This window comes from Balneicella halophila, from assembly GCF_003096835.1.
GTDB classification, from domain to species: domain Bacteria; phylum Bacteroidota; class Bacteroidia; order Bacteroidales; family Balneicellaceae; genus Balneicella; species Balneicella halophila.
Genome location: NZ_QENZ01000003.1, coordinates 323357 through 337917, shown reverse-complemented (window position 1 = coordinate 337917; position 14561 = coordinate 323357). Strand labels below are relative to the sequence as shown.

Below are 14561 nucleotides of genomic sequence, written 5' to 3'. Positions count from 1 at the left end.
AACAAAAGATACTTCAACATATGAAAAATATTCTACAACTTTTTATTCTATTCAGTGCACTATTATTTTCTTCCTGTCAAAAGGATAAAAATAAACCACCTGTAGAAAAGGTAAATGATTGGGCAATCGCACTTCATGGAGGTGCAGGAGCTATGCAACCGGAGAATTATACCGAAGAGCAAATACAAGAATTTAAAACTGAATTGGGGAAAGCATTAGCTATAGGAGAGAATATTTTAAAAAATGGAGGCAGTTCATTAGATGCTGTGGAGAAAGTCGTAAATCATTTGGAGGATTGTCCGCTTTTTAACGCAGGGAAAGGAGCTGTATTTACTAATGACGGGAAGAACGAATTGGATGCAGCTATAATGTCTGGTATAGATTTACAAGCAGGCGCCGTTGCAGGTGTAGGAGATATCAAAAATCCTATTTCCGCAGCTAGAAAAGTAATGGAAGCTTCACCGCACGTAATGATGATAGGAAAAGGTGCTTCACTATTTGCTGAAAAAAATGGTATAGCAATAGTAGATAGTTCATACTTCTATACAGAAAAACGCTTTCAATCGCTACAGAAAGCTCTTGAACGTGATAAAAAGATGGGAACTGTCGGTTGCGTAGCTAAAGATAAAAAAGGGAATCTAGCTGCAGCAACCTCTACTGGTGGAATGACAAATAAAAGATATGGTAGAGTAGGTGATGTTCCTATTATTGGTGCTGGAACTTATGCAAATAATAAAACATGTGCAGTATCAGCAACAGGTCACGGTGAATACTTCATTCGTTATACCGTTGCCCATGATATTTCAGCTTTAATGGGATATAAAGGATTATCCTTAGAAGAGGCTGCGGATGAAGTAGTTCAAAAGAAATTAGTAGAAGTAAATGGTGAAGGTGGAATCATCTCGGTTGATAAAAAGGGAAATGTCCACCTTTCATTTAATTCTTCAGGAATGTTTAGAGCATTTTCTACCTCTAATGGAGAAAGAGGAATTGCAATTTTTAAGGAAGACTAAGAAATTTAATGAAAAGACTACTCACTTACTTCTTCAATAATCTTTAAGGCTTTCTCATAATCTTCTTTACGTACTTTTATCTTAATGCCACCAATTGCAGGATTGTAAATAGAGTATAGCCCTACCATATTAGTGTCTATAAGAACACAGGGAATATCGTTATTTTCTAACTTGTGTTTTATTAGACTAGCATCAACTTCGTTGGTATAGACAGTTTCTAAAGTGATTAATTCCATAGCATTTAAATATATTTTATATTTTATGCAAAATATACAAAAATCTCAAAATATTGAATTCTTAGTAAGCTATCTGTTCGCTTTCTCGATAAGATTTTTTAAATGTGCATTAAAGTCTGTTGATTTACTCAATTCCTTCAATGTTAAATGCATACGATATCTCCAGTAATGTTTTGAATTACTGGGAACGTTGATTCTTTCACTCTCTGGATTTTCTACTCGCAGATTTTCATCAATAGCTAATAAATCTTGTAATGGGAAGATAGTCAACATGGCTGGAGAATGAAGATGTTGGTTCAAAATCATTTCGCAAAGCCAAGGTTCTGCATAATAAGGAGCGTCTCCCTCTTGTTGCAATATGGAATTATAAAACTCTTGAGAGGCTGTCCTATCCTCTTCCCACCAAGCACGTATAGTAGACATATCATGCGTAGAGGTCGTGCAAACTGAAAGATAAGGTGCAGACATTGGATTCCCGAAAGTGATTTCTGATTTCTTAGGCATACGCTGAATCTCAAGACTTAGGATCTTTAACTGCCACATAACATCTGGTACACAATCAGGAACCATACCAAGGTCTTCACCGCAAACCAACATATTGGTTGCCGCAACTATTGTTGGCAGTTTTGCCATAGCTTGGTGCCACCAAAAGTCATTATGGCGATGGTAGAAAAAGTCAACATATATTTTATTCAATACTTCCTTTGTTCCTGTATCTAAATCACGATATGAGAAACTATGATGTAAAGAAATTCGCGGATGAAACATCGCAGGATTTACAGGGTCAGGTAAGAACAAGACCTCTGCGAGCAAACTCATCAAACCGTCTTTTATCATCTTTTCATCAAGTGATAATTCTTCATTCCCAAAATGAGCTTCAATCTTTTTTTGCGTATTGAATTCAGATTTTAATTCGAATTGCTCAAATCCCGACACATTCAAGAATTTTTCTTTTACGGATTCAGTATATTCTTGAAAAATCTCATACAGCAGATGTTCTCGGATATACGGTTTGCAATGTCTGTCATAATCCAGCAAGAATCCATTGCTTGCTAACTCTTCCCTACTATAGGGCAAGGCTTTATTAAAATGTCCTAGAAGTCCCCAACTAGCATCTTCGGGAATCTCCCAGATACGGAAAAATCCTAAAATATGGTCGATACGGTAAGCATTAAAATAGTCAGACATCTTTTGAAACCGTCGTTTCCACCAGTCAAAATTATCTTTCTCCATCTCTTCCCAATTGTAGGTTGGAAATCCCCAATTTTGACCCTTGACAGCAAAAGCATCAGGAGGAGCACCTGCACTCGTGCCTAAATTAAATAATTGTGGCTGTTGCCATGCATCAACACTCTCCCCACCTATTCCTATTGGTATATCACCTTTCAGAGCAACGTTTTTGCTATTTGCATAGCTTACTGCCTCTTTTAGTTGTTTGTCTAAATGGAATTGCAGGTAATAATAAAATGAGACCTTATGATATTCTTTGCTATCATCAGCTGTAAGTTTTGCTATTTTCTTTTTGCTGAATTGAGCATATTCTCCCCATTTAGTGAAATCAGCAGTTTGGTTCACGTCACGCAAATAACAGAATGCAGCATAGGGTTGTAGCCATTCTCTATTCTTCGTAAAAAATTCTTGAAATTCTAAACTGGCTAAAAATCGTTTTTTCTGTTTGCTGAAAAAGCTATGAGCATACGTTAATTTACGTTGATTAACCAGTTCATAATCAATTTCTTCTAATGAATTTAGCTCTACTTTTTCTTTTTGGTATTGTTGTTTTTCAATACCCGTCATCCGCTTTAACTTCTCAATATTGAGATACATAGGATGCAAGGCAAATACTGAAATTGGCTTATATGGATAGGAGTCTAACCAGGTATGCGTGATAGTTGTATCATTTATCGGTAATACTTGAATCATGTTCAGCCCAACACGACTTGCCCAATCCACCATTTCTTTAAGGTCTGAAAATTCGCCTACTCCGTAGCTCTTTTCTGTGCGAAGGGAAAATACAGGAATGCTTACACCAGCTCCTCGCCAAAGCTTGTTGGGAGTTCTTAGATTTTCATCTGTAAAAATGCACCCTTCTGTGTTTGGCTTTTGAAGAATTGTACGATTGTCTCCTTCTTCCCAAATAATCTTCCCATCATCAGTTTTTATAAGATATTTATATTCTAAAGGAGTATCTAAAATATTGCTTGGCAATTTGATTGACCAGATAGGAAAGTTATTGTCTGAAAGTTCCAATGCTCGTTCCTCAGACCAATTGTGCAATTGTGGGTGATTACCCGTAACGTATAATTTTTCGTTCGTTTTTACTTGTGGTGCATAGATTTGAAGTTTAAAATCTCCTTTCTTTGTTGAAAGATGAGGATTTTTACGCTCATGCAATACTTTGGTAAATAATGAAGAATTGTAAACCGCCTTGTTTCCATCAAACTGTTTCCAGTAATCCTTGACAAAGAGGCTATCTGTTTTGCGTGGTAAAGCTAACTCTCTAATATTCCCTTTCTCATAGACCAATTCTCCAGAATGAAAATCTTTAACGAAATAACGGTAGCTAATTAATTTGTATCTACGTAATTTTATGGTTTGCTCGCAACGTCCGTTATTGAATTCTAATCCTAAAGCTTTACTTTCATCCCAGTTTCCCAGTTCAGGAACGGAACCTATTATAAAGACTTGCTGCCCCATTCGGGTATGAAAATCGATATTGAAGGTTACTCTCATAATTTATAGTTTAATTACTAATGCGTTTTAAAGCCAATCAATCGACGGGCTTCTTGGAGGGTTTTATGGGCACTTTCCCGTGCTTTCTCGGCACCCTGTTTCATGACTTTTACTAGATATTCCTCATCTGCAGTGATAGCTTCTATACGTTCTCTCATTGGAGCTGTTGCTTCAATAATGTCCTCAGCTAATTGCTTTTTCATATCACCGTAGCGAATTTCGCAATTGTTATATTTTTCAGTGAAAAAATCTAAAGTGTCTTTTTCGGAAACAATGCTCATCAATGTAAAAAGATTCTGAATAGGTTCTGCCATTGGTTGATTTGGCTCAGTTGGACCACTATCAGATACAGCTTTCATGACTTTTTTCCGAATCACTTTAGGGTCATCAATTAGATAAATACAATTTCCTTCCGATTTTCCCATTTTGCCTGAACCGTCTAATCCTGGAACTTTTATCATCTCACCGCTAAAGCTGTAGGGCTGTGGAATAGGGAAAAGGTCTTCTTTGTATAAAGTATTGAAGCGTTTGGCAAACTTGCGTGCCATTTCCAAATTTTGTTCTTGGTCTTTACCTACAGGTACATATTTTGCTTTGTGAATAATGATATCTACTGCCATCAGTACGGGGTAGGTCAGTAAACCAGCGTTTACGTTTTCAGGATTTTTACGAACTTTATCTTTAAATGATGTGGTGCGCTCCAGTTCGCCGATGTAAGCGTTCATATTCATCAACAAATACAACTCTGCAATCTCAGGAACATCGCTTTGAGTATATATCACAGATTTCTCAGGGTCTAATCCACAAGCTAAATATTCTGCCAAAATAGTTCTTGAATTTACGTAAAGTTGCTCTGGTGTAGGATGTGTAGTTAAGGAATGCCAATCTGCTACGAAAAAGTAACAATTGTTTTCTTCTTGCATTCGCAAAAAGTTCTTGATAGCTCCGTAATAATTTCCTAAATGTAAATTTCCTGTGGAACGTATGCCACTAACTACTGTATCCATATCTTCTGTCAAATTTATAAATAAATATACTGCAAAATAACAGTTTATTCTCCTAAAATCCTATTTGAAGAACGCTAAGGTTTGCATAAAAATAGTATGCAAATACAAATATTATTTGAAATATACTTTGGTGAAATAGGTTATTACTCATCCACCAAAGAAAGCATTGCAAAAGACGCTAACCAGTGACCGCCACCGTAGTTTCCTTGAAAAAGTTGTGGTAGCCCGTTTTCAATAAGCTTTTGTGCTGTTTGTTTTAGGTAATTTTTTCGAGGATTTCCCTCAGGTAGTTTTTTAGCAATATTTTGCATACACCAAGCTCTCGAAAATGAAAGACCCACCAAATGTACAGTTTGATAATCGGACAAATCGCTTACAATAGGAATTTCACTTACGTTTTGTAAGCCTTTATCATTTAGAAAATCTTGAAACCACACCTGAAATTGCTCAGGTTCATAAATACGACTCATCAGTTCGGCAATTTCTAACGACGGAGAGAAAAAGTCCGAACCGTTAGGCTCCAAATACGCCGGAGTGTCTTTTTCGTTTTCATAAAAATCAATCGCTTTAGCCACCAATGCTTTTTCAAATGCAGTATCGCCTACTTGTCTTGCCCAATCGATAGCAAATCCCAATGCAAAAGCAGAATTAGGATGTACTCCCGTGCGATTAGGATAGGTTTGTTTTGGTAAATATGCCTTCCATAGTTTTACGATAGTGTCAGTGAGGGGTTTCATATTTTTGTGCCATTGTTCTGCTTCTGATAAAGTGCTACGTTGCAACTCTTCATCTAATTTAAGCACCCACGCCCAGCCGTAAGTTCGTTCGAAAATATTAGCATGTTCATATTTTGAGAAATAATCAGCCTCAACAAGGAGTTTTTCTTTTCGAAAAGAATCAGCTAATGTATGAAGTATTTCTTCTTTATTCTTTAAATTGGAAGAATGCCTAAATACTCGTAAAAGCATCCAATGTCCATGAACACTGCTGTGCCAGTCGAAGCACCCGAAAAATGAAGGATGTAGATCTTTGGGTGATAGATTAACTTCATCAGCTGAACTATAGGTATGCCCCGGCTTATTAGGATATTCCTGATCTATGCAAAGCAATGGCATTTTTGACAATTCCAAAGCCATGGAATCTGTCAACAATTTCTTTGTTTGTGCGACAGTAGCACAACTTATTATTAGGGTGAGTAATACAATAATAGACTTTTTCATAGTATAATCGTTATAAATTATCTTCGAAATATCGACTTACTTTTTCCATTAAGTGTACTCGGTCTTTACCTCTTACGTTATGAGGATGCGTTGGATAAGCAAAGAAATCAACTTGTTTGCCCTCTTTTACACATTTTCTAAGAAATTTCATAGAATGTTGCATTACTACAGTTGGGTCTTGCACACCATGGATAATGAGTAAACGACCTTCAAGATTTTGCACTTTATTTAGCAAATTACTGTTTTCATAGCCTTCTGGATTTTCTTGTGGAGTATCCATATAACGTTCACCGTACATGACCTCATACATACTCCAGTCAATTACGGGACCGCCGGCGACACCAACTTTGAAGGTATCCGGATGGGTGAGTATTAGATTCGTTGTCATAAAACCGCCAAAGCTCCAGCCATGAACCCCAATTCTTTCAGCATCTACGTATGGTAGAGATTTCAGGTATTCAATTCCCGTCATTTGGTCTTCCATTTCATGTACACCAAGTTGACGATGAATAACCGTTTCAAAATCCCGCCCTCTGTTGGGTGTACCTCTATTGTCTAATGTAAAAGCAATATAACCTTTTTGTGCCATATAATATTGCCACCACCTTGCACTGTTTTTCCAACTTCTTGTAATTAATTGTGAGTGAGGACCTCCGTAAACATATAAAATGACAGGATACTTTTTAGTAGCATCAAAGTTTGGAGGCAGAATAATGCGAGCATAGAGTGTATTTTTACCGTCTTTACAAGGAAGTTCTATGATTTTATTCTCTCCAAATTGATAATCGGCTGCGTTATCATTGGAAATATTCAAAGTTCGTAATTTTTTACCACCATTTGAAATAACAGTCGTTACATTTGGAATATCTGTTGATTGATAATGATCTATAAAATATTTATTATCAGGACTAATAGTTGTGTAGTGCACACCGCTACCATGAGTTATCTTTGTGATGTCACCGTTGCGAACATTTATTTTGTACAGATGTCTTTCGAGAGGACTGTCTTTTGTTCCTTCCACATAGAGGAGTTCCTCTCCGGCATCATAGCCTACAAATCGAGTAACTTCCCAATCTCCTTTAGTCAATTGGCGAATAAATTTCCCATCAGTATTGTAGTGCATAATGCGGGCATATCCATCCCAATTGCTAAACATAAAAAACTCATTCGGCTCATTAGGCAAGAAAAATAAAGGATGTTGAGGCTCTACATATGTAGGATGTTTCTCTTCCAAAACCGTTTTTATGAATCTTCCTGTAATGGCATCATATTGATTGAGTTTCATGTGGTTTTGTGCCCTATTAAGCTCCTGTACAAACAAGTACTTTTCATCCAAAGACCAAGTTAAATTTGTCATATAATCCTCCGGCTCTCCTTGTTTTTGAAGATACATGGTTTTCTCTGTTATCATGCTGTAGATACCTACTTCAACATGCTCGCTTGGCATGCCAGCCATTGGGTATTTTATAGGGGTATGTTCTGCAACTCTTCCCATATAATCAACTAGAGGATAGTTAGATACCTTTGATTCGTCTTTTTTATAAAAGGCTAAGAAATTTCCTTTGGGAGACCAAAATGTTCCGCCTGATATTCCAAACTCATTTCGGGAAACAGATTGTCCGTAAACGTGGTTTTTATCCTCATCTTGAGTTATAGCTATTTCGTCTTTCCCTTTTGAAAGCCATAGATTATTTTCCTTTGTAAAGGCATAAGTGCCATTTTCCTTACAATAATCAAAATTACTACCTTTTTTCGGCACAGGAACTCGGGCAAGTATTTTTCGTGCTTTATCATTGATTGTAATATTATCACCTTTATAATAGAAGGACAATGCATTATTTTTAACCCAAGTCATATAGGGAAAACTTTTCAAAGAATCTCCTAATAGTTTATTCAAATCATCTAACTTGAAAAGCTTTTTTTCTAAACCATAAGTATAATTCTTGTAAAGCTGATTATCTTTCACATAAGAGCAAACGTGGTCATTAGCTAACCATTGAAGTTGTTCAAGTCTATCTGGAGCCAAATCTCCATAACGATTGATAATGGCATCTTCTAAAGTTAATTGTTTCTTTTGTGCAATTCCTTGGAAACTTAAAATAAAAAGAATGGGTAATAATAAAAGTCGAAATTTCATAGCTTTATTTTTTATTTTTAACTTCAAAAGTAAGGAATTTCCAGCAATTCTGAGTTGTAAATGTTTTTTAACAAATACAATAAAACTGAGGCATCATTTTTGAAATATGTATCTTTGATTATTATTAAAATATTCACAAGCGAAAAAATGAAAATAATAATAGGTGTCACAGGTTCAATAGCAGCTTACAAAGCAGCAAATCTCGTATCATTATTTAAAAAGAAAGATTATGATGTACACGTTGTAATGACTAAGTCAGCAACAAAATTCATCAACCCGATAACTTTTGAAGTGTTATCTCAAAATAAAGTCTTTGTAGATATGTTTAAAGATGATGATCATACGAAAGTCGAGCATATTAATTTGACAAAAGGAGCCTCAGCAATGCTCATTGCACCAGCAAGTTTCAACGTTATTGGGAAAGTGGCCAATGGTATCGCCGATGATATGTTAACGACGATGGTAAGCGCTTATCCCGGGAAAGTCTTTTTTGCACCTGCGATGAATACGAATATGTATGAGAATCCTATATTTGAGAAAAATAAAAAAACCTTAGAAAAGTTTGGCTACCAATTTATTACTCCTGCTGAGGGACTTCTTGCCTGTGGTGATGTAGGTAACGGGAAGTTGCAAGATGAGAATTTGATACTGGCAACTATTGATAATTCACTAAATATTCCTAAGTTGCTGAATGGAAAAAAAGTACTAGTAACTGCTGGTGCTACTCGTGAATATATTGATCCAATACGTTTCATTACCAACACATCAAGCGGTAAAATGGGAAGCTCGTTAGCGAGTGCAGCTCAACAATTAGGTGCTGAGGTTACATTAATTACAGGAGCTACGCCATTACCTCCAATTGAAGGTGTTAAAATGATTACAAGCCATACTTCAGAGGATATGAAAAATGCTGTTTTGGATTATTATGATGATACGGATGTTGTCATTATGTCTGCAGCTGTTGGCGATTATCGTCCAAAAGTAAAACATCAAGGGAAGATGAAAAAACAAGATGGAAATCTATCTTTAGAATTGGAGCGTACTACAGATATTTTAAAGCTTTTAGGGGAGAAGAAGAAGCACCAGATGTTGATAGGCTTTGCTGCTGAGAGCGATAATTTAGTACAATATGGCAAAGAAAAATTGAAGAAAAAGAACTTAGATTATATCGTAATCAATGATATTAGTAACTTTGCCTCCGAAACAAATAGCGTCATCTTATTATCCAAGTCAGGAACGTCTTGGGAGTACGATGGACCAAAACCAACATTGGCTTTTCGAATATTGGAAAGTATATTCGAATAGAAAGAAAGAATGAAGAAGAAAGTAACAGTACATAGCCTTCGTAAAATGAAGCAACAGGGTGAGAAAATCACTATGTTAACAGCTTATGATTACCCGACAGCTAAGTTATTAGACGAAGCTGGAGTCGATTGCATATTGGTAGGTGATTCACTGGGAATGGTTGTCTTGGGTTATGAAAATACAACAAGAGTAACCACTGCTGATATATTACATCATACTAAAGCAGTAACACGTGGCGTAGAGCGTGCATTTGTAGTCGCAGATATGCCGTATTTATCTTATCATATTAGTAAAGAAGAAGCTGTTCGAAATGCAGGTATTCTTATCCAAGAAGGATTAGCAGATGCTGTAAAGATGGAAGGCGGTAGCGTCATGTTTGAAACTATTCAGCACGTAATTGATGCTAATATTCCTGTGGTTGGGCATTTAGGTTTATTGCCTCAATCAGTATTAAGAGAAGGCGGTTATTTTATTAAAGGTAAGGAAGAAAAAGAGATTGAGAAATTGAAGAATGATGCACTTAAATTGCAAGAGATGGGTGTCGTTGCTTTGACTTTAGAGTCTGTAATTGCTGATGTTGCGAAAGAAATTACAGAAGCTTTAGAAATTCCTGTTATTGGAATTGGCGCAGGCAAAGATACAGATGGACAAGTCTTGGTTTTCCATGATGTTGTAGGACTTTTTCATGGCTATATTCCTCAATTTGTAAAACAATATGCTCAGTTAAAAGATATAACCACAAAAGCAATAGAAAATTACGTTTCCGATGTGAAGTCTGGAATTTTTCCGGATAAAGAACATAGTTTTTATCAAAAGAAATGAAAATATTTAGAAAAATAAAAGAACTAAAAACTCATCTGCGTCCACTGCAATACTCTGGTAAGCAAATAGGTTTTGTTCCAACGATGGGCTATTTGCATAGAGGGCATTTATCTCTGATAGAAGCCTCTGTAAAAGAAAACGATATTACAGTGATTTCTATTTTTGTAAACCCTACCCAATTTGGACCTAATGAAGATTTAGCTTCGTATCCTCGTGATGAGAAACGCGATATTGAGTTGGCTGAAGAAGTAGGTGCAAAAGTTGCATTTATTCCTACACCAGAGGAAATGTATGATAATGCACTGACTACTGTAAAGGTCGAGCACTTAACTCAACAGCTTTGCGGATTGTCTAGACCGACGCATTTTGATGGAGTGACGACTGTAGTAACGAAGTTGTTCAACATCGTACATCCCGACCAAGCTTATTTCGGGGAAAAAGATGCACAACAAGCTATCGTAATTGAAAAGATGGTCAAAGATTTAGATATGGATGTAACGATTAATGTTTGTCCTATCGTAAGAGAAGAAGACGGTCTGGCGATGAGTTCCCGAAATGTTTATCTTAGTGAGCAGGAAAGAAAAGAAGCTACGATGCTTCGTAAATCTTTATTAGAAGCCAAAGAGCAGATTGATGGTGGAGAACGTGATGCATTACTTATAAAAAGAAATATTATTGATAGAATAAATAACAACACCTCAGGAGAGGTCGATTATGTAGAAATCTTGAATAAAGAAACCTTAGAGCCCATTGAAAGAATCGAAGGCAAAACTTTGATTGCTATGGCGGTAAAATTCTCGAAAGCAAGATTGATAGACAATATTTTAATAGAATAACAATACTTATGTTTATACAAGTTTTACAAGGAAAAATTCATCGAGCAGTGGTCACGGGCGCTGACTTAAATTATATAGGCAGTATTACCATTGATATGGATTTGGTAGATGCTGCCGGCATGGTTGAGGGACAGCGAGTACAAATTGTGAATAACAACAATGGCGAGCGTTTTGAGACCTATATTATTCCCGGCGAGAGAGGTTCTGGTGCGGTTTGTCTGAATGGAGCTGCAGCACGTCGCGTACAAAAAGGAGATGTCGTTATCATTATTTCTTACGCTTATGCGACCCCTGAAGAAGCAAAAGAAATAGAGCCCAAAGTTATTTTCGTAGATGAGGAGAATAAAATAAGAGGATCTAAGACTCTATAGCGAGGCTTTATTTTTTATATATCCATAATATTCAAATAGTTAAAATCTATGAGAATGAAGGGAAATATAGATTAACAAATTGTATTTTTGCATCTAAACTAAAATGAAAAGAAGATGACTGAAGAGAAGATTGAACAAGTAAAATGCCTAATTATAGGTTCAGGACCAGCAGGATATACCGCTGCAATTTATGCTTCACGTGCTAATTTAAAACCAGTGCTTTACGAAGGCTTGGAGCCAGGCGGACAATTAACTACAACGAACGACGTTGAAAACTTCCCTGGCTACCCCGAAGGCATTACAGGTCCTGAAATGATGCAAGAGTTCAAGCAACAAGCAGAGCGTTTTGGTGCTGATTGCCGTTGGGGGATGGCTACCTCTGTCGATTTTGAAGCTTGTCCGAAGAAAGTAATTATTGATGATGAAAAAGAAATTCATGCCGATACAGTAATTATTGCGACGGGAGCTACAGCAAAATACCTTGGTTTACCATCAGAAGAAAAATATAAGGGATCTGGAGTTTCTGCTTGCGCCACTTGTGACGGATTTTTCTATAAAGAAAAAGAAGTTGCCGTAGTGGGTGGAGGCGACACGGCTGCTGAGGAAGCAACCTACCTAGCCGGGCTCTGTAAAAAAGTGTATTTGATTATAAGAAAAGATTATATGCGAGCATCTAAAGTGATGCAAGCACGCGTCATGCAAACAGATAACTTAGAGGTTTTGTTTGAGCATTCTACTAAAGAGATTTATGGTGATGGCGTTGTAGAAGGAATGAAGCTATACAAACGTAAAGGGCAACCAGATGAGGAAATCGTAGATTTAAAAGTAGATGGAGTTTTTATTGCGATAGGACACAAACCAAATACGGATATTTTCAAAGACTATATTGATTTGGATGAAAATGGTTATATCGTAACCAAAGGAAATACCAGCCAGACAAATATCCCTGGAGTCTTTGCTGCCGGCGATGTTCATGACAGTCGATATCGTCAAGCCATTACAGCTGCTGGCTCAGGGTGTAAAGCGGCCTTAGATGCTGAAAAATATTTAGTAACAAGAGACTAAAGATCAATAAAAATTTTAGTTGATAATGATAAAATAGGTTGCTCTATAGGTAACCTATTTTTTGTTTACATTTAGGGAGTTTATACTACATTTGCAGTTCATTTTGTAGTAATGTTTAAAAATGATGCAAAGACTATTTAAACCGAAATTTTTCACTTTATTCAAAAGGGGATTTACTCGCAAGCAAATTATTGCTGATAGTTTAGCTGGAGTTGTGGTTGGTGTTTTGGCTTTACCCTTGGCGATTGCATTTGCTGTAGCCTCAGGAGTCTCGCCAGAACGTGGACTAATTACTGCGATAGTTGCAGGATTCTTGATTTCCTTTTTAGGAGGAAGTCGGGTGCAGATTGGTGGTCCTACAGGTGCTTTTATTGTTATTGTTTATGGGATTGTAGAGAACTATGGCATCGATGGATTGATTATTTCAACCGTTATGGCAGGTTTTATGTTAGTCGGTTTTGGCTTACTGAAATTGGGTTCTTTACTTAAATATTTTCCGCATCCATTGATTGTTGGGTTCACGAGTGGTATCGCATTGGTTATATTCTCTACGCAAGTAAAAGATGCACTTGGTCTAGATATTGAAAAAGTTCCTTCTGCCTTTGGGCAAAAATTGCTTACCTATTTTGAGCAAATTCATACTGTTAATTGGTATGCCATTGCAGTGACCTTAGCTACGATAATAATTACCATTTATTCTCAAAAAATATTTAAGAAAATTCCAGGAGCATTCTTAGCAATATTATTATGTACTTTAGCAGTACAACTTTTCCAATTGCCGGTTACGAATATTGCTTCATTTTTTGGTGAGATTCCCAATAGCTTTAATTTCAGTATTCCTCATGTTGAATGGGCTGATTTGGGAAATTATGTAGTTCCGGCTATGACTATTGCGTTATTAGGAGGTATTGAATCCTTGCTTTCTGCCGTAGTTGCTGATGGGATGATTGGTGGGAAACATCGTTCTAATACAGAGCTTATTGCACAAGGAGTTGCAAATATCGTAACTCCTTTCTTCGGAGGAATACCCGCTACTGGAGCCATCGCGCGAACCGCTACCAATGTAAAAAACGGAGGGCGTACACCGATAGCAGGCATTGTACATGCCGTTACGCTTCTGCTAATCATGCTTTTCCTCGGCAAATGGGCAAAATTGATACCCATGTCTGCTCTCGCAGGTGTTTTGATTGTGGTGTCTTACAATATGAGCGAATGGCGTTCATTCAAAGCGATATTAAAAAATTCGTTCTTTGATAGCATTATTTTACTGACCACTTTTGTATTAACGGTTTGGGTTGATTTAACTGTAGCAATACAAGTTGGTGTAGTACTTTCGGCGTTGTTGTTTATGAAAAGAATGGCAGATATGTCAGATAAAAATATTGATAATCCGGTAGATCGTGATGTTTTAGAAGACTACTCACTGGTTCCTAAGTATATTAATATCTATGAAATTAGCGGACCTCTGTTTTTTGCTTCAGCACGTCGCTATGCGGAGATTATTGAGGACTTGGGCATGAAAAGCAAAATACTCATAATACGGATGAGGCATGTGCCTTTTGTAGATCTTACAGGTATTAAAAACTTTAAAGACACCATTGAAAGTCTTCGTGATGAAAATACGCGTATCATCCTATCAGGTGTACAACCCAATGTTTTAGAAGAATTCAAAAAGCATAATATTCTCAAGCTTATAAACGAGAAGGATATATTTAATTCGTTCGAAGATGCATTAACTTATGCAAAAACGATAGAAATAAAGACGAAATAATGCAGAATTACGTGTATTTTTAATTTGGTAGCGGAACGTTTTACT

Annotated in this window: 12 protein-coding genes; 7 read left to right on the top strand and 5 right to left on the bottom strand. The window is 36.7% G+C overall.

The window, feature by feature from the left end; all coding sequences use genetic code 11:
- The first annotated feature begins 20 nt into the window (after window positions 1-20).
- Window positions 21-1013: an isoaspartyl peptidase/L-asparaginase family protein gene (locus C7377_RS01565; protein WP_116495586.1), complete on the top strand. Its 993-nt coding sequence runs from the start codon at window positions 21-23 to the stop codon at window positions 1011-1013.
- A gap of 17 nt (window positions 1014-1030) precedes the next feature.
- Here the strand turns inward: C7377_RS01565 and C7377_RS01560 are convergent, their stop codons facing one another.
- The 5 genes from C7377_RS01560 to C7377_RS01540 form a co-directional block, all read right to left on the bottom strand.
- Window positions 1031-1249, bottom strand: coding sequence for a putative signal transducing protein (locus C7377_RS01560; protein ID WP_116495585.1), 219 nt, complete (start codon window positions 1247-1249; stop codon window positions 1031-1033).
- A 69-nt stretch (window positions 1250-1318) separates the two neighbouring features.
- Window positions 1319-3982, bottom strand: a complete 2664-nt coding sequence (locus tag C7377_RS01555) for a 4-alpha-glucanotransferase (RefSeq protein WP_116495584.1) — start codon at window positions 3980-3982, stop codon at window positions 1319-1321.
- A 17-nt stretch (window positions 3983-3999) separates the two neighbouring features.
- A complete protein-coding gene (gene trpS / locus C7377_RS01550) occupies window positions 4000-4989 on the bottom strand; it encodes a tryptophan--tRNA ligase (protein WP_116495583.1) in 990 nt (329 codons plus the stop codon).
- 143 nt (window positions 4990-5132) lie between these two features.
- Entirely contained in the window at window positions 5133-6209 is a 1077-nt protein-coding gene (locus C7377_RS01545) for a DUF2891 domain-containing protein (protein WP_116495582.1), read from the bottom strand.
- A gap of 10 nt (window positions 6210-6219) precedes the next feature.
- The gene (locus tag C7377_RS01540; RefSeq protein WP_133241446.1) at window positions 6220-8346 is read right to left on the bottom strand and encodes a S9 family peptidase; all 2127 of its coding nucleotides are present in this window, start codon (window positions 8344-8346) and stop codon (window positions 6220-6222) included.
- Between the two features lie 147 nt (window positions 8347-8493).
- Here C7377_RS01540 and coaBC point away from each other — a divergent pair, with 147 nt between their 5' ends.
- The 6 genes from coaBC (at window position 8494) to C7377_RS01510 (ending at window position 14516) form a co-directional block, all read left to right on the top strand.
- Window positions 8494-9651 carry a bifunctional phosphopantothenoylcysteine decarboxylase/phosphopantothenate--cysteine ligase CoaBC gene (gene coaBC, locus C7377_RS01535; RefSeq protein WP_116495580.1) on the top strand — a complete coding sequence of 386 codons (1158 nt, stop codon included), beginning with the start codon at window positions 8494-8496 and terminating at the stop codon, window positions 9649-9651.
- Between the two features lie 9 nt (window positions 9652-9660).
- A complete protein-coding gene (panB, locus tag C7377_RS01530) occupies window positions 9661-10473 on the top strand; it encodes a 3-methyl-2-oxobutanoate hydroxymethyltransferase (RefSeq protein WP_116495579.1) in 813 nt (270 codons plus the stop codon).
- The gene (gene panC / locus C7377_RS01525) at window positions 10470-11309 is read left to right on the top strand and encodes a pantoate--beta-alanine ligase (RefSeq protein ID WP_116495578.1); all 840 of its coding nucleotides are present in this window, start codon (window positions 10470-10472) and stop codon (window positions 11307-11309) included. Before panB ends, panC begins: the two co-directional genes overlap by 4 nt.
- A gap of 8 nt (window positions 11310-11317) precedes the next feature.
- Complete coding sequence (panD, locus tag C7377_RS01520; protein WP_116495577.1) at window positions 11318-11680, top strand: aspartate 1-decarboxylase; 363 nt, start codon at window positions 11318-11320, stop codon at window positions 11678-11680.
- Window positions 11681-11794: 114 nt separating this feature from the next.
- A complete protein-coding gene (trxB, locus tag C7377_RS01515) occupies window positions 11795-12745 on the top strand; it encodes a thioredoxin-disulfide reductase (protein ID WP_116495576.1) in 951 nt (316 codons plus the stop codon).
- A 121-nt stretch (window positions 12746-12866) separates the two neighbouring features.
- Window positions 12867-14516, top strand: a complete 1650-nt coding sequence (locus C7377_RS01510; RefSeq protein ID WP_317045650.1) for a SulP family inorganic anion transporter — start codon at window positions 12867-12869, stop codon at window positions 14514-14516.
- The last annotated feature ends 45 nt before the right edge of the window (window positions 14517-14561 follow it).